At 37.9% G+C, this 15,708-nt stretch carries 16 protein-coding genes; 7 read left to right on the top strand and 9 right to left on the bottom strand.

Annotated elements, in window-relative coordinates:
- Positions 1-215: 215 nt before the first annotated feature.
- The 4 genes from grxB to AC27IF_RS03300 all read right to left on the bottom strand — a co-directional run bounded on the left by grxB (position 216) and on the right by AC27IF_RS03300 (position 3,945).
- Complete coding sequence (gene grxB, locus AC27IF_RS03315; protein ID WP_487052158.1) at positions 216-875, bottom strand: glutaredoxin 2; 660 nt, start codon at positions 873-875, stop codon at positions 216-218.
- A gap of 237 nt (positions 876-1,112) precedes the next feature.
- Positions 1,113-1,760 (bottom strand): fibrobacter succinogenes major paralogous domain-containing protein, encoded by a 648-nt coding sequence (locus AC27IF_RS03310; RefSeq protein WP_487052223.1) that lies wholly within the window; start codon positions 1,758-1,760, stop codon positions 1,113-1,115.
- Between the two features lie 103 nt (positions 1,761-1,863).
- Complete coding sequence (locus AC27IF_RS03305; RefSeq protein ID WP_487052156.1) at positions 1,864-2,814, bottom strand: SDR family oxidoreductase; 951 nt, start codon at positions 2,812-2,814, stop codon at positions 1,864-1,866.
- Between the two features lie 546 nt (positions 2,815-3,360).
- A complete protein-coding gene (locus AC27IF_RS03300) occupies positions 3,361-3,945 on the bottom strand; it encodes a TetR/AcrR family transcriptional regulator (protein ID WP_487052154.1) in 585 nt (194 codons plus the stop codon).
- Positions 3,946-4,079: 134 nt separating this feature from the next.
- Here AC27IF_RS03300 and AC27IF_RS03295 point away from each other — a divergent pair, with 134 nt between their 5' ends.
- The 5 genes from AC27IF_RS03295 (at position 4,080) to AC27IF_RS03275 (ending at position 9,444) form a co-directional block, all read left to right on the top strand.
- Positions 4,080-5,516 carry an NAD(P)/FAD-dependent oxidoreductase gene (locus AC27IF_RS03295; RefSeq protein WP_487052152.1) on the top strand — a complete coding sequence of 479 codons (1,437 nt, stop codon included), beginning with the start codon at positions 4,080-4,082 and terminating at the stop codon, positions 5,514-5,516.
- Positions 5,509-6,603 carry a DUF2855 family protein gene (locus tag AC27IF_RS03290; protein WP_487052150.1) on the top strand — a complete coding sequence of 365 codons (1,095 nt, stop codon included), beginning with the start codon at positions 5,509-5,511 and terminating at the stop codon, positions 6,601-6,603. The genes AC27IF_RS03295 and AC27IF_RS03290 overlap by 8 nt, the downstream gene beginning before the upstream one ends.
- Before the next feature lie 251 nt (positions 6,604-6,854).
- Positions 6,855-7,889, top strand: coding sequence for a 2-dehydropantoate 2-reductase (locus AC27IF_RS03285; RefSeq protein ID WP_487052148.1), 1,035 nt, complete (start codon positions 6,855-6,857; stop codon positions 7,887-7,889).
- Positions 7,890-8,011: 122 nt separating this feature from the next.
- Complete coding sequence (locus tag AC27IF_RS03280) at positions 8,012-8,839, top strand: hypothetical protein (protein WP_487052146.1); 828 nt, start codon at positions 8,012-8,014, stop codon at positions 8,837-8,839.
- 233 nt (positions 8,840-9,072) lie between these two features.
- Positions 9,073-9,444 carry a PAS domain-containing protein gene (locus tag AC27IF_RS03275; protein WP_487052144.1) on the top strand — a complete coding sequence of 124 codons (372 nt, stop codon included), beginning with the start codon at positions 9,073-9,075 and terminating at the stop codon, positions 9,442-9,444.
- Positions 9,445-9,559: 115 nt separating this feature from the next.
- On the opposite strand, the gene AC27IF_RS03270 is transcribed toward AC27IF_RS03275, so the two are convergent.
- The 5 genes from AC27IF_RS03270 to AC27IF_RS03250 all read right to left on the bottom strand — a co-directional run bounded on the left by AC27IF_RS03270 (position 9,560) and on the right by AC27IF_RS03250 (position 13,182).
- Positions 9,560-9,796: a hypothetical protein gene (locus tag AC27IF_RS03270; RefSeq protein WP_487052142.1), complete on the bottom strand. Its 237-nt coding sequence runs from the start codon at positions 9,794-9,796 to the stop codon at positions 9,560-9,562.
- A 317-nt stretch (positions 9,797-10,113) separates the two neighbouring features.
- A complete protein-coding gene (locus AC27IF_RS03265; RefSeq protein ID WP_487052140.1) occupies positions 10,114-10,527 on the bottom strand; it encodes a hypothetical protein in 414 nt (137 codons plus the stop codon).
- On the bottom strand, positions 10,514-11,695 hold the full coding sequence (locus AC27IF_RS03260; RefSeq protein ID WP_487052138.1) for a flavin monoamine oxidase family protein: 1,182 nt from the start codon (positions 11,693-11,695) through the stop codon (positions 10,514-10,516). Before AC27IF_RS03260 ends, AC27IF_RS03265 begins: the two co-directional genes overlap by 14 nt.
- The gene (locus AC27IF_RS03255) at positions 11,692-12,372 is read right to left on the bottom strand and encodes a cupin domain-containing protein (protein ID WP_487052136.1); all 681 of its coding nucleotides are present in this window, start codon (positions 12,370-12,372) and stop codon (positions 11,692-11,694) included. Before AC27IF_RS03255 ends, AC27IF_RS03260 begins: the two co-directional genes overlap by 4 nt.
- Positions 12,373-12,405: 33 nt before the next feature.
- The gene (locus AC27IF_RS03250) at positions 12,406-13,182 is read right to left on the bottom strand and encodes an SDR family NAD(P)-dependent oxidoreductase (RefSeq protein ID WP_487052134.1); all 777 of its coding nucleotides are present in this window, start codon (positions 13,180-13,182) and stop codon (positions 12,406-12,408) included.
- A gap of 263 nt (positions 13,183-13,445) precedes the next feature.
- On the opposite strand from AC27IF_RS03250, the gene gcvA reads away from it, so the two are divergent.
- Both gcvA and AC27IF_RS03240 read left to right on the top strand, forming a co-directional pair.
- Complete coding sequence (gcvA, locus tag AC27IF_RS03245) at positions 13,446-14,381, top strand: transcriptional regulator GcvA (RefSeq protein ID WP_487052132.1); 936 nt, start codon at positions 13,446-13,448, stop codon at positions 14,379-14,381.
- 288 nt (positions 14,382-14,669) lie between these two features.
- Complete coding sequence (locus tag AC27IF_RS03240) at positions 14,670-15,650, top strand: alpha/beta hydrolase (protein ID WP_487052130.1); 981 nt, start codon at positions 14,670-14,672, stop codon at positions 15,648-15,650.
- Positions 15,651-15,708: the final 58 nt, after the last annotated feature.

Below are 15,708 nucleotides of genomic sequence, written 5' to 3'. Positions count from 1 at the left end.
ATGACCAGTTTCTTTGGTTTTTCTTTCAACCGCTCGTAAAGCGTTAAAGTGCTTTTACTAAATATCTTTGAAATATATAGGTATTTTTAAACTATGATTTAAATATGCAATGTTATGATGACATGCTTACTTATATTAGTCATGCAACCTATTTGTCACCAATGTATCGCGGTTCAATAGGCTAGATGACTATCTTTTAAAGCTTGTCAGGTTATCTACTGAGCAACGTCATAGAAGGTTGGAATATTACCAGCCGTAGAATAATGTTCGATGTAGGTACTAATTTTATCAGGAATGGTCAAATTTTTGATCAGCGTAATTGCCCGTAATCGACCAAATAAATCAACATCATCTATTGATAACTGCTCATTCACTTGAGTGTCACTATATAGCATTGGCGCTAATTGCTTTAAGGCCGCTTCTAACTCTTTAATGAGTGCTTCACTATTATCAAATGCGGCTGAAAAAGAGCCAAACTCTTTGCTTTTCTTATTAGTAAAATAATCGATAGCACTTTGTGTTTGAAACTCGCCTACCGGTGAGTTTACCCAGCGTGGATATAAGAGCTTTTTAAATAACAGATTGACCTGTTCAAACCATAAGGTTAATTCTTCGCGGTTTGCAGAAGGTGCAAATATTGGCGAGTCATCAAGTTGGTCAATATATTCGACAATATCCATGCTTTCAGCCATAAAACTGCCATCAGTTTTTTGTAAAATAGGACAGGCTTTTATGCCAATCATAGAAATTGGAGTAGCTTCATCGTCATTCGCTAACACAACTAACTCGACAGGCACATTTTTCATACCAAAAGGCATACGTGCCTTTACACAATACGGACAGTGATCGTAAATAAATAAACGCATGGTAGACATAAGTAACTTCTCAAGTAGCATAAAAAAATTACTCTACCTTAATTTGTAGCTAAATGACAAAGCCTCAGCTAGTTTTCTTAGAAGTAGTTTGTCTTTAATATTAACGAAAAATACAATTCCCTAAATTCAAACTGTATTGTTAAGTGAGAAAGTATATTTAAAACATGTAATAAATTAGTAAAAATCACCCCTGCATAGATCACAATGCTCAATTAAAATTTAAGAGCCTAGCTTTCTCTAGTTTTTTATACACCTAACTGAAAACATGTATTTTTTTGATAACCTAGTTCGATATATTTCACCTTTATGAAAATTCCACCACGAGTAGGCTAGAGTTCTGTTATAGGCATCATTTTCAGTTGCCTCACTACTTGTCCAAAACTCGCTATACATGCCCTGTGTTATATACCAGCTACCCCACTTTATTCCAGCAGGCCTGGCAAAGAAATTATATTTATTAACTTGTGACTGCTCGAATTTTTTAAAGCTTGTATCCGGCTGAGATTCTTTAAGTGTGATGGCTAAATCATTATTACCTCGCCATCCTTTCTTATCTAGCTCATCCTCAGGCATGCCAATAGTTTTTTCCAATTCTTTCCAGTCGTCATCTGAAGCTACTCGCCAACCAACAGGGCAAATGTCTCTTTCATCTGTTACATCATACCAATCATATAAACGACCATATTTTAAAAGGTTTTCTTCATCATCATTTGGAATATACGCTGTATTTATTTTTGATCCATTTTGAAACCTTGTACTTCTAAGGTTTTCTGCAAGCCAAACTTGCTTGCCAACTTTTACGGTACGATAGGTATTTCCTTCCATATCTTGAACAGTACCTTCTAAAGTATTTAACGCTTTATTTATGTCATTAGCTGAAGACATGGTGGGAAGTAACATAAAAATACCTATTGATAAAATTAATTTTTTCATTTCATTGCCTTGTTTATAAAAAAGAGTAACGGCTTCTCTCCATTGCTTGGCCTAATTACCATGACCAGCTGAGGGATGTTTGCTTTTCTGAAAGAGCCCACAATTTTGTAAGAACACCTTTATCCAAAACGAATGATTCAAGTTTACTTTCTCTAACCGGGCCACCAAAATTCATCATGCCTGTTGGGCCATAATAAGCACGCTCTTTAAGGTTATTTTCTGTGGCACACATTACTTCAGGATAAGCACCTTTTTCAGCCGTTTGAGCAAGCCCGATCTTCACCATGAACGCCCAACTAAGTCTTGTGGCTAAACTGGCACTTTCACGAATAAGTGAAGTATTGGAAGCGCCGGGGTGGCAAACATAAACTTTGACATTTTTATTTGCTACTTTGACTTTATTTTGTAATTCGTAGGCGAACATCATTTGAGCCAGCTTACTTTGGCTGTAAACCTTGTTTGGATGATAATTTTTATCCCAGTTCATATCGTCAAACTGCATCGTTCTAATGCCCATTTTATGACCTTCGCTAGAGACCACTACGATACGACCTTTTGACTCTTCTATGCGATCAAACAATAGACCGCACAATAGGAAATGGCCATAATGATTCACGCCTAGCTGGCTTTCAAAACCATCCACAGTAAACTCCTGTTTGGCAATCTGTGCGATAGCGCCGTTACATATAAGTGCATCAATCTGCGGAGTCTTTTCCAATAGCTCTGCCGCGCTTTTGCGCACAGAATCAAGTTCGGCAAGATCCATCTTCACGAAGCTGACATCAACGTTATTGCCAAACTCTTGCTTGAGTTCAACAATCGCGACTGCAGATTTACTGGGATTTCGATTTAACATGACCACTTTCGCCCCTTTGGCAAGCAGGATACGTGTTGCCTGAAATCCTGCACCTGTGTTAGCGCCGGTAATAACGTAAGTTTTACCTTCAAGAGATCCTAATAACTCAGGTGTCCAGCCCTTAGGACCAAATTGATTTTTGATAGTCATTGCTTAAACTCCAACTTTACTTGTTCAATTGCTGAGAAGGTGAGTGAATTGAACACTCATATTCCAGCATCGTTTAGATTATTCATGCGTTAATCACTTTTCGTAATGTGCACTATAACTCTCAAAAAAGAACCTAACTAGGCGATATAATCTCTAAGACATGCCTATTTGTATCAACAGGTGAAATAATGAATTTACAACGATAAGGTTAACGGCATAAATTTTATGCCGTTAACTAGTGTCGCAATATTGATTGCAAAAGCTATGAATGTCAGATGACGTTATACGGGTAGATTACATAAGAGACTTATAATTCAGCCAAGAATTTAAGCGCATATATGAGGGATTTTCTCAACAGTGTGTTGATGATAAGGAATTACTGGCAGAAGTAGCGTGATGTTTGATGTTTAGCCTTACTGTTTAAGTAACGTAAACCCGCCAACCAACGTACTTTAACTTAGAGGAGAGTGATCAAATTAAGCATTGCCCGCCATGTTAACTAGCACCACTTTAATCTGGTTCACTCTATTTGACGGCTAATCGGTACTACTCGTGATATAACTTTTCTAGTGCATCTAAATGAATACTAACAGCATCTAAAATTAACTTTTCCCAACGAAGAGGATCAATTACTTCAGCAATGGCATGTTGCTTCAAACTTACATAGCCATGCACCATAGACCATACTTGTAATGCTGCTTCTTGTCGCTGTTCTGGACTCGCGCTATCAGGTAACAAGTGACTGATAAGCTTGATGATATTCATAAAAGCAATTTCAGCTACCTTTTTAGCTTCATCAGACGGTTGATATCCAGAATCACTTTCACCAAATATTAGTCGATAATGTCCTTGAAATTCAAAAGCGGTTTTCACATAACCTTGGGTAGCTGCTAAAATAGCAAGCTTAGGTTTTGTTGGATCAATTGTTACATTGGTTGCCACCCTAACTTGCTCAAAACCTTCGATATACAAAGCATCTAAAATCCCCTGCTTCCCCTTAAAATAGCTATAAATGCCAATCGTCGAAACATTCGCTTCTAGTGCTATTGCCCGTACACTTAATGCCGCTAATCCGCCGCGTAAAAATAACTGTGATGCTGCGAGCAAAATCTTTTCTTTGGTATTTTTCATGCCTATTAAGGTCTTACGTTTTAAGAATATCTATAAAGTTAATTTAACATAACTAAAATATTTGTTCTTGATTAAAATATAACACTGTTATATTGTTTATTATAACAGCGTTATGCTTTAATCAAGAGGGTTTTATGGAAACAGTAAAGTTACAAACTGATTATTTGGTCATTGGCTCAGGAGCCATGGGAATGGCATTTGTCGATGTTCTTTTAGCGGAAACTGATGCCAATATCATAATTGTAGATATGCATCACATGGCAGGTGGACATTGGAACAAAGCATATCCGTTTGTCACCTTGCACCAACCCTCTAGCTTTTATGGCGTAAGCTCAAAAGAGTTAAGTCAAGGCCGGATTGACAAAATAGGTTTAAATGAAGGCTTGAATGAACTAGCTACAGGTGCAGAAATCAGTGCCTATTTTGATGATGTAATGAAAAAGCATTTTTTAACTTCTGGTCGAGTTCGGTTTTTCCCTATGTGTAAATACACTGGTAATAACCAATTTGTTGCCATGACGAACGGTCAAGAATATCAAGTGACCGTTAATACCCGTACCGTGGATGCAACATATTTAAAAACCTCAGTACCATCAACACATACTCCTAACTTTTCAGTAGCCGACGATGTGAACTTCATCCCGTTAAACGACTTACCGAATATTGAAAAAGCACATCAACAATACGTGGTAATTGGTGGTGGAAAAACCGGCATTGATGCCTGCTTATGGTTATTAGAAAATCATGTATCACCAGATCATATCTCTTGGGTAGTATCACGTGATGCTTGGTTAATGGACAGGCGAAATACCCAACCTACAGAAGAGTTCTTCTTTGATACTATTGGCGCACAAGCCTCACAAATGGAAGCAATGGCAACAGCAACTTCTATTGATGATTTGTTTACAAAACTTGAAAACTCTGGCGTATTATTACGCCTAGACCCTAACATAACACCTCAAATGTATCACGGTGCTACGGTATCTAAAGACGAATTAACGCTGCTAAGAAGTATCAAGCATATCGTTAGGAAAGGTCATGTTAAAGAACTTTCTAGTCAATTGATAACACTTGAAAAAGGTAGTGAAAACATTCCAGAAAACACCTTATTTATAGATTGCTCTGCCAGTGCCTTAGGTGAATTAAAAACGATCCCTGTGTTTCAAGAAAAATTAATAACCTTACAGCCCATTCGAATCATTCAACCAGTTTTTAGTGCTGCGCTAATTGCTCATATTGAAGCTGCATATGATAACGATCAACAAAAAAATATGCTAAGTCAGGTTGTACCATTACCGAACAAAGCAACTGATTGGTTAACTTCTAATGCTGCATTTATGCGTAATCAATATTTATGGTCGCAAGATAAAGGTATTCAACAATGGTTGTATTTCAACCGCTTAGATGGGTTTAGCCGCTTAGTCGCTGATGTAGCACAAGATGATGCTCCCAAAAGAGCCATATTAGATCGATTAAGAAATAACGCACCATTAGCAATGCAAAACCTCACTAAGCTTATCGCAATGATAGATAAATCGACTACAGCAGAAAAGGAAGTAGAGCATGTTTGAATTTCAAGTAAACAAAACTAATTTTACTCAATCAAGGTTAGTTGAGCATCATAATTTAACATTAGAAAGCCCTTTAGCTGAAAACGAAATCATCGTCACTGTGGATAGTTTTTCTTTAACAGCTAATAATATTACCTACGCAGTTTTAGGCGACAAACTCAATTATTGGCAATTTTTCCCCGCGGTTGAAAATGACGATAATCAATGGGGCATAATACCTGTTTGGGGCTTTGCAACGGTCGTATCATCCAATAGCGATAACATACCAGTAGGTGATAAATTGTTTGGTTATTTTCCACCAGCCTCATTATTAAAGATGACGGCAAGCCAAGTAAGCTCTCAACGCTTTATTGACAGTAGTAAACATCGCTCCTCTCTTGCGCCCGGTTACAACGTTTATCGACGAGTATCAAATGAGCCGAGTTACGATCAGCGTTTTGATGATCAACGAATGTTGCTATTCCCCTTATATATAACGTCGTATTGCTTATGGGATTACCTGCAAGACAACAACTACTTTGATGCCCAACAAGTTATTATTATTAGTGCATCGAGTAAAACCAGTATTGGTTTAGCGTATGGTCTTCACCAAGATGACACATGTTCACACATCGTTGGGATGACAAGCACTAGAAACAAAGCATTTGTTAGTGATTTAAACTTGTACACTCAAGTACTAACTTACGATGACATATCACAGTTAGATGCCAGTAAAAAAACGGTGATAGTTGATATGGCAAGTAACGCTAAACAACTTAAGGCAATAGAGAAACACTTAAACGGTAACTTACAATATTGTATTCAAGTAGGACTAACGCATTGGGATGAAGCTCAAGCTGAATCACCACTGGTTAATACCAAGAGTGAAATGTTCTTTGCACCAGGTCATATTCAACGACGAATCTCAGAATGGGGGGCAAAAGAATTTGAGAAAAAATCAATCGAGTATATGTCTAACACCACCCAAAAAAGTGCCGATTGGCTTACATTCAATCATGTAACTGGGCTGGAGAACATGGCCGATTATTATAGCAAAGTATGTAAAGGCACTATGCCACCTGAGCAGGGAATAATTATCAAACCTTGAGATATCTACACATTTTATACACTTAAACAATGCATATTATTCAGAAAAGCCACCTAATAAAGTGGCTTTTTTATTGGTGGCTGGCAAAGTTTAGTGCTTAGTTAATCAACAGTTTTAATAAGCTAATACCGACGATTACATTGACATAAGTTGCCCAATAAATAACAAAGGTGATAACTTGCTACAGTGTTATTAGTTAACGTAGAATCCAATAGAAAAATAACTTTACCGGCAGGTTATAGGTAACATTTATGAGTCATGAAAGTGAAAAAAATATTGCCATAGCAATCGTTGGCGCAGGTAGTATCGGCTGCTATCTCGGAGGTTGTTTAGCGAGCCATCAAACACGAGTTACCTTAATAGGTCGGTCACGAATTCAGCAGCAAATTCAAGAATTTGGTTTAACACTTACCGACTGGCGTGGCAGAAATTCCCATGTAAATGCTGAGCAAGTTGTTTTTTCACTTTCAATTGCTGATATTGCTAAAGCCGATTACATATTAGTGACGGTAAAAAGTGGCGACTCTGCAGAAGTTGCACAAAGCATTGCTGAGTATGCAAAACCTTCTGCGGTAATTGTTAGTTTTCAAAATGGCGTCAGAAACCTTGATACCTTAAAAGAATATTTACCTCACCATATCGTATTAAAAGGCATGGTACCGTTTAATGTACTTAATCAGGGTGATGGGAATTTTCATTGTGGCACCGAAGGGAGTCTAGCGATTGAAGATCGCGACACATCGTCAGCGTCATTAATTACCGAGTTAAATAACTGCGATTTACCCGTTGATAAATACTTTGATTTACAAGGTATACAGTGGAGTAAGTTATTGATGAACCTTAATAACGCTATCAACGCTTTATCCGGTGTGCCACTTAAAAAGCAGTTGCAAGATAAGCAGTATAGAAAAGTACTCGCTTTAGCCATTAAAGAAGCACTGACGGTATTAAAGGCAGCGGGAATTCAACCAGTTAAAACTGGCAAGGTTATTCCTTCCGTTTTACCTTTTATTTTATCTTTGCCTAACTTTCTTTTTAAGCTAGTGGCCGCTTCAATGTTAAAAATGGACCCACAAGCTCGCTCGTCAATGTATGAAGATTTGACGCTAAAACGCAAAACAGAAATTGATTACATCAATGGTGAAATTGTAAAACTTGCCCAAAAACATAATATTGAAACGCCCATAAACCATAAAATAGTCCAACTTATCAAAGAGGCAGAAAAAGATAAAACTGGATCATCATTTTTTTCTTCAGAAGCTTTATATCAGGAAGTATTAAGTTAGTTTATAGCAATCTGTAATGTACGCTTACATTCTATTATTATTCATTAACTTGACTAAACATGGTGTCTCAGCACCTTAGTTATTAAGCTTTAATCAATTTCACCCTATTAAGGACAACAATATTGAAAATCTTATTTTGCGTAATACTATCGTACTTATTAAGCTCATGTTCTGTAGCTACCTCCAATAGTACGTGGGTTCTAATAGACAATTTTGAAAGTGAAAAGCTGCAAGGCTGGGAGACAGCTGATACACAAAATAATACTATTCCCTACATAGTAAACCCACAAGTAACAAAAGTAATAAGAGATGGATCAAATAACTACTTAATCAAAAAACCCGCTAAGGATGGTATTGTAGGTAATAGAAAAGCGCTAACCTTTAAAGCCCTACCTTTAGCTGTAAAAGTCAATGAGTTATATACTTTTTACACTAGGATTCTCGTTGAAAAATTTCCCAATAACCATGCTTTTGGGCTTAGTAATTTAACCTCCGAAGAAATTAAAAAACAAGGTTATAACGCATTTGAGCCTACTTTGCGTGTCACTGACAAATATGAATCTAATGGTTATAAAAATGACGGAACTTTAATGGTCAAAGTTGATAGTAATGATAAATATCGACAATACAGTAACATTAATAATTATGAAGAAAAAACATCCGCTAAGCCATTGAGTATCAATACTTGGTATCAAATATGGTATGTCGTTAATAATGCAAAAACATGTCAAGGAGGACAAACATACGATGTATATATTCAAGGTGGGGAGTTTGCTACACAAACCTTAGTTTATAAGGGTGCTGACTTTAGAATGAAACGTGAAGCTCCTATAATTTACTTTTTTGCAAATACGAACACAGGATCTAAGAAAAAACCTTATGGTAATGGGGGCTTAGCCTATGATGATATTTACATGGCCAAAGGCCAAAATTTAACCAAGCCACCATAGCATATGACAAGTAAAATAAAGACTTTAGATATAGTAACTAAACTAAATTCTGCTATTCGGTGTTCAATTAACATAAAAAAATAATGACTAATCTGTCACTATAATGAATAGGTTAAAATTCCAATAATACTCTTTTTTCTGTGTAGCTAATTTGTATAATAAATACCTAAGTAATAATTATTGAGCTATAAATATTATATTACAAACGAAAGTATTTAATTTTTGAGAGGCTTATGAGTACACCCAGAGAAGAGCTTATTCACACAAGAAACCACTGTATGGACCTTAATAGCGACAATGTTATGGTTCAATCTTTAGATTTTAGCGGCTCTATAATTGATATTAGCCCTGCATGGCTCAAAATCACAGGCTATCAACGAGACGAGGTTTTAGGAAGACACTTTATAGAGTTTCTACATATAAGCTCTATTTGTAAAGTGGAAGAGCGGTTTCCTTATTTGAAAGATTATGGCTGTGTAACTAATGTTCCGTTACGTATTGTTTGTAAAGATAAAACTCCTATATCCGTCACCTTAAATGGCACTTCAAAGTATACTAACAATGGAGAATTTGAACGGACATTTTGCGAAGTTACCCCTTTTTAAAAGGTTATTACCTCTAATGACGAGAATTTTAGCTCATTAATTTTAAATCATTAGCGAGCTAAAATAGCTGTTATTATGCATAACTAGACGGTGTTACTTTTTTCAAACTTAACTACTACATACCACCATTTTTTTCATAGAAATAGTCGTTAGTGTAAAAAGCGGCATACGCTAACGCACTAAGGGTAAAATACAATGCAAACAATACAATAATCACCTTGAATAACATAATACCTGGGGTCGTTAAGGAATTCTCAGCTAACACCAAAAATAAAAGCGCAACAGGTGAACAAAACAACGCTCTAAATAAGTTTTCATTTTCAATTACATTTTTACTCTTAACCTTTTCCATACAACTTTCCCCTTTTCTTATATTTATAAAGTTACTAACATTCAACGCAATATAGTCGGTTATAACCGCTTATTATAATAATGAGATCTCGTTACCTGGTGAGAATTCACTCTACTTTTGTTCAGTATCTAATCTAACGTTAAAAAACATTTAACACAATAAACTTATTTATTTGATCAATTAATGGTGATTTTTAAAGGTTAGATTGCCGCTATAAGTCAGCAACTAATCTAAACTTCTGATTATAAAATACTAAGCTAAAGTTATAGTTCTTGCTTTGTCTAAGCCGATAAATAACCAAAGCAAACTATAGTAAATTATGACGACGTACCTGACGTGGCCGTTTTTTGTCTTTGTAATAACAAGAGTTGAAATATAATAAAAATCAGCGCAAACCCAGAGAGTATAAAAGGGTCAATCGCCAAGTTTTCTTTAAAACTAAAGGTACCTGCTGATATTTTCTTCCAGCCCATAAAGTGCTGATTTGCAGCTATTACTGCGCCAAAAAAACCAACAACCGTACCTAAAAATTGGCTTACGCCTATTCTTGCTAGCGGGGTCATTAACACTATTCCTAGTAAGCCAATTACCGTTCGTTGAACCCGACAATAGGGGCAAACGTAAACCAAACCAGACAATTCAGCACTCCAAGCTAATATTGACACCATGAGGGCAAATAAACCGAGCCAAAATTGATGTTTAAGGGAGAAGTTCAAATCAAAAAGTTGCATTACTATTCCTTTTTTTATATGTTAATGATGATAAATATTGATCGACACCCGAGGTGGCAGCATCAACTGCGCCAGCAATATAACCGGGAAATTGATTTGACCATTCACTGCCAATACCTGTTAATTTGTTCTGCCAAACGCCATGACTCACTTCGACAATAGGTGCTGCGCCGTGCTCATTTATTGCTTGTAGATCAGCAGCTGTCGCAGTGAAAGGATCTTGAGCCCAATCTTTGATGATATCAGTTTCTAGCATACTCTCTTTATTGCCAAATAGTCGTGTTAATTGTGCCCGGCAATGCAGTTTAAATTCTTGCTCATCAAGTGTTTTTCTATAACTTGCAGGTACACCTATAAAGCCAAATAATGCGGCTTTTCCGTCAGGCACTGACGCATCATGGATTTCAATCAGTGGACCATGTGAACTACGAGCACTTCCAGACAAACCTTGTTTGCGCCAAAATGGTTTGTCATATACGGCTACATATTTGGCGTGAGGCGCCATCCAGGTTGCTGTACTTTGCCACTGAGTGACTAACTCGCTTGGTAATACTGGAATAAACTCAATGTTATTGACAGCAATACGTGGTGGCAATGCTAAAAAAATATGCTCGACCGTCACGGAGGGTTCTGTGCCTAGCTGCTTATCTAGTGGAGTATCTAGTGCAGTACCTTGAGAAACACCTCGGTAACTAACTTTTATCAACTTCTCTTCATGACAGATAGATTGTACAAGTGTTGAAAGGTAAATATGTTCATTTTTTAATTGCGACCCGATCGCGCGAATAAGCGAGCCCATGCCCCCTTTTAAGCGCATCGAAGTAGGAGAGCTCATATATCCTCTTGAAATAACAGGCGCTTCATTGGCTGAGCGTTCAACAACCATATTTCCTTGCTCATGTTGGGCAAATGTCTCTAAGCCCAATGTGGATATTAGTGCACTCAGCTGCGGTTGAAGTTCTGGCCAATACCAGCTTGGCCCTAAATCAAAACGGTCAAAATGGTCAACTGCCAAATTTGTGTTAACAGAAAAGTCCATGATCCGGCCGCCTAAGGTATCTCTTGCTTCAAGCAAGACATAATCAGTAACACCATTTTTCTCTAATAAATAAGCGGCATAAAGGCCACTTAGGCCACCACCAATAATGGCTACTTTTTTATGATTCATGACGCTCCCTCATGACTAATATTTTGAAATTCACCCAACTTAAGATACACCTTTGCCCCCTGTTCACCCGTTAGCAACTTTTGCTTGTCAGTGCATGGTAAACGAAGCCAACTACCTTGGGGGTATTCATTACCTTGGTGGTAAATACTACCTGAAACAATAAACAGCTCCGCCGAAATTTTTGAGGTAAAGTCGGTAAATATACTTTCATCTGCACCCAGTTGTTGCAAACTGGTCGTTTCATATTGATCCTCAAAAAGATGACAAACTCGTCGGCCATTCACTGTAACCCAAGACTTAGGATCATGGGTATTAATACGTACCGTTTTGTTTTCATGGTTTTTCATCTGCCAAAGCTTTACAAAAATAGTACTACCTTCATGGCTAAACGGTGCATGCGAAGTGCCCGGAGGATTTCTTAAATACCAGCCTTTAGGGTAATCACCAGATTGATCTGAAAAAGTACCACTAAGCACTAAAATCTCCTCACCACCAGGATGAGCATGACTTGGAAAGTTAGCATCTGGCGCATATCGCACCACGCTAGTTGCTCTTGCTTTCTCCTTACCAAGCCGGTCTAACATAACTCTATCGACACCTTGCTGAGTTGAAGGTAGCCAATGGTAATTTGATGCTTTAACGGCTGTAAGCGCTGAAAAGTTTGCATTTACCTGCATTGATATACCCCACTCAGTTATAAATATGGCTAATTAGTTACGACCTGCCATTACACCACCATCAATATCCCAAACAGCCCCTGTCACCCAGCTTGCTTTGTCAGAAAGTAAAAATGCAATGGTATTAGCTACATCTTCTGGTGTTCCTACACGGCCAATCGGGTGAAAGTCATTAAAGCCTTTTAACGCTTCATCCACTTCTGCTTTAGGAATAAAACCTTCATAGATTGGTGTTTTAACTACCGCTGGCGATACCGCATTGACACGAATATTATGTTCGGCTAACTCCATACCTAAGTGTTGCGTTAAAGAATGTAGCCCTGCTTTTGCCATGGAATAAGCAGACGATGGCGTAGCGGCAATTGCTTGTTTAGCCCACATAGAGCCAACATTAACAATGGCGCCAGCGCGTTTGTTAGCCACTAAATTGGCAGCTACTTTTTGGGTAATGAAAAAGAACGCGCGGTTAATTTTCATGTACTGATCGTAATCCGCACCATCATGCTCTAAGAACGCTTTCGGGAAAAATACACCAGCAGCATTTACTAATAAATCAACATCGCTATGTTGCTCATCTATTGTAGTTAATAACGCTTGTACACCTGCTTCACTGGTTAAGTCAGCAGTAAGAGTTTCAACTAGGCCTAACCTTGATAACTCTTCTCGAGCTGATTCTGCTTTATCGGCGTTGTGTCCTACAATCACTGCTTGACCACCCTCTGCAAGAATCTTGCGTGCAGTTTCAAAACCCATACCGCTAGTGCCACCAATAACTAATAATTTTTTTCCTGCAAACTGATTGTTCATCATTTAATCTCTCTATGTTTTGCCGCGCCTTTACGGTAATTACCCTATTTATTAACGCGGAAGTTGTTAATATTTGTTTGCCAAGCACCGAACTCTATCGTCCAATCTAATAAAGAAAAACTTTACATAAAAACAGAATTTTTCTTGGCACTCACCGACATGGTCAGCGAATCGCCTGCTAATCGGTACAGGATGTATTCTTGATGATTTTACATTTGTGTACAAACGAGATAATCTAGGTCACCACTAAAGAAAATCTTTATCAAATGAAATTGCCCATACACCTCAACGCGCTAAGAGCGTTTGAAGCCAGTGCGCGTCACAATAGTTTTTCTGCCGCCGCAGAAGAGCTAAATGTCACCCCTGCCGCTGTTGGACAGCTAGTGCGTACTTTAGAAGAGTGGCTCGACATTTCGTTATTTCATCGGATGAAAAGTGGTAAAGTTCGCCTTATACCAACCCAAGCAGCAGAAAAAGCGCTACCTGATATTCAAGCTGGCTTTGACAAATTAATACTGGGTGTAGAGCATTTAAAAGAAAGTACTGTAAGTGGCATTTTAACCGTCACGGTTAGCCCTGCCTTTGCGGCTAAATGGTTATTGCCTCGACTGAACCGATTTCAAGACATTTGCCCTGATACTGATGTTCGTTTAGACACCAACCTAAAGCCGATAGATTTTGCCATTCAGCAAGTTGATATTGGTGTTCGATATGGACTTGGCGATTGGTCAGGTTTAAGAGCAGAAAAACTGATGGAAGAAGAAGTTTATCCCGTATGCTCACCAACACTTTTGAGCAATAAACGTCGTTTCAATCACCCTGATGAACTACTAGGCGAAACACTTATTCATGATTTATCGCTAGATGATTTCACTGGCTTTCCAACCTGGCCTGAATGGTTAAAAAGAGCAGGCGTTAATAAAACCAAACCCGCTCATAACATTCAAATTAATAACTCGGCAGCAGTATTACAGTCGGCAATAGATGGCAGTGGTATTGCTCTAGCCCGAAGTGTCATGGTAAAAGATGATCTTGCAGCAGGGCGTTTAATTAGACTATTCCCTGAAATTAAGTTTGACTCGCCTTTAGCTTATTATGTTGTGTATCGACCTGAGGTTGATGAACTACCAAGAATGAATGCATTCAAAGATTGGCTATTTAAAGAAACCATAAATGCTCTTAATGGGGGTATACACCGTTAGTTACTAAATTCGTGGTTATTAATCGTTCAGTTTGAGGCTGAACTTTTATTTTATATCATGACGGTGGTAACAGCCAAGGCGCGACGCACCGCCATACCTCGCCGGACAAATTGTTGATTATATTACTAATATATGAATTGAAGAACTTACACTTATCTGAACTGAATTGTCTTCCCCCCTTTTTTTCATACTAAAAAATATTATGCTTATCAAATAGGTAGTATCTCGCTAACATGGTATTTAGCGGATATAGTAAAATCTTAATCATTTAGATAATCAAGGTGCTTTATGTTGTTTAAAACAGTTTTAATATCATGTGTTTTACTTAGCTTTCAGTCAGTTGCAACGGTTACAAAGGCACCGCCCTTTGATGTATCTGTCAAAAGGGATGTTCCTTACGGCACAGGGAAAATAATAAAAAAAGGGGAATTGACATCGCGAGATTTATGGATGGATTACTACTTTCCCAAAGATGCTAACAGTCAAAATCGACCGACAATTGTTTATACCCACGGTGGCTCATTTCACATAGGCTCACCGCGAACGGCTTATAATGTCGATGCCACTATAACCACCTCACCTGAGGAGTATTGCCGTTTATTTGCTGGATTGGGATACAATTGCTTCGCCATAAACTACCGCTTGGGTGTGGAACAACCCATAGCAAAAGGTGAAGGATATAAAAAAGAGCAAGTTGATAAACAAAGTATATCGTTAATGATGGATCGCGTAGATGTCATCCGTGAAAGTTTAGGTCTAAAAAAGCTAGATAGTAATAATGAGCACGATTTAAAGATTTTAACCGACACTGTGCTCTCGGCTGCGGAGGACTTACATTTAGCTGTGCGCTTTATTAAACAAAATAGTGAAACCTTTAAAGTAGACACTAGTAAAATAATTTTAGGCGGTTTTTCAGCAGGCGCTGTCACTTCACTCAATGTAGCTCACGCAATTCAAGAGCCTGTTGCTGGCATTTTTATGCTGTCTGCTGCTCCTATCGGCTTAAAACTCTTTGATAATCCCTATCCAAAAGAACATCGCCCAGATACGTTATTATTTTTAGGACAATATGATTTAGCTGGAGGTCTGGCAAGTGCTGGTAGCTTAGTTGAGTTTTTCAACCAACAAGCGATTGATTTTACGTTTGCATGGGTGCCGGGGATGGGGCATTTTTATCCTAAAGGTGCACCTGCCCTTCTTGATTCAGGTAAAAAAGTAGCCGTTGAAGAAGCTATTGTTAACTTCGTAGCAAAAGTAAGCGCTAAGTAATCTAGTCGATTTAAACAAAAAAGCGACATGCTCACTGAGCAGTCGCTTTTATCATTAT

Source organism: Colwellia sp. KS18-150, assembly GCF_057551365.1.
Note: the sequence above shows the minus strand (reverse complement) of the source record. Positions and strands in the feature narration are given on the sequence as shown.

Bases quoted from the DNA above. Each gene is read 5' to 3' on its own strand.
- grxB (WP_487052158.1), bottom strand. From the start codon at position 875: ATGTCTACCATGCGTTTATTTATTTACGATCACTGTCCGTATTGTGTA.
- AC27IF_RS03310 (WP_487052223.1), bottom strand. From the start codon at position 1,760: ATGTCTTCAGCTAATGACATAAATAAAGCGTTAAATACTTTAGAAGGT.
- AC27IF_RS03305 (WP_487052156.1), bottom strand. From the start codon at position 2,814: ATGACTATCAAAAATCAATTTGGTCCTAAGGGCTGGACACCTGAGTTA.
- AC27IF_RS03300 (WP_487052154.1), bottom strand. From the start codon at position 3,945: ATGAAAAATACCAAAGAAAAGATTTTGCTCGCAGCATCACAGTTATTT.
- AC27IF_RS03295 (WP_487052152.1), top strand. From the start codon at position 4,080: ATGGAAACAGTAAAGTTACAAACTGATTATTTGGTCATTGGCTCAGGA.
- AC27IF_RS03290 (WP_487052150.1), top strand. From the start codon at position 5,509: ATGTTTGAATTTCAAGTAAACAAAACTAATTTTACTCAATCAAGGTTA.
- AC27IF_RS03285 (WP_487052148.1), top strand. From the start codon at position 6,855: ATGAGTCATGAAAGTGAAAAAAATATTGCCATAGCAATCGTTGGCGCA.
- AC27IF_RS03275 (WP_487052144.1), top strand. From the start codon at position 9,073: ATGAGTACACCCAGAGAAGAGCTTATTCACACAAGAAACCACTGTATG.
- AC27IF_RS03270 (WP_487052142.1), bottom strand. From the start codon at position 9,796: ATGGAAAAGGTTAAGAGTAAAAATGTAATTGAAAATGAAAACTTATTT.
- AC27IF_RS03265 (WP_487052140.1), bottom strand. From the start codon at position 10,527: ATGCAACTTTTTGATTTGAACTTCTCCCTTAAACATCAATTTTGGCTC.
- AC27IF_RS03260 (WP_487052138.1), bottom strand. From the start codon at position 11,695: ATGAATCATAAAAAAGTAGCCATTATTGGTGGTGGCCTAAGTGGCCTT.
- AC27IF_RS03255 (WP_487052136.1), bottom strand. From the start codon at position 12,372: ATGCAGGTAAATGCAAACTTTTCAGCGCTTACAGCCGTTAAAGCATCA.
- AC27IF_RS03250 (WP_487052134.1), bottom strand. From the start codon at position 13,182: ATGATGAACAATCAGTTTGCAGGAAAAAAATTATTAGTTATTGGTGGC.
- gcvA (WP_487052132.1), top strand. From the start codon at position 13,446: ATGAAATTGCCCATACACCTCAACGCGCTAAGAGCGTTTGAAGCCAGT.
- AC27IF_RS03240 (WP_487052130.1), top strand. From the start codon at position 14,670: ATGTTGTTTAAAACAGTTTTAATATCATGTGTTTTACTTAGCTTTCAG.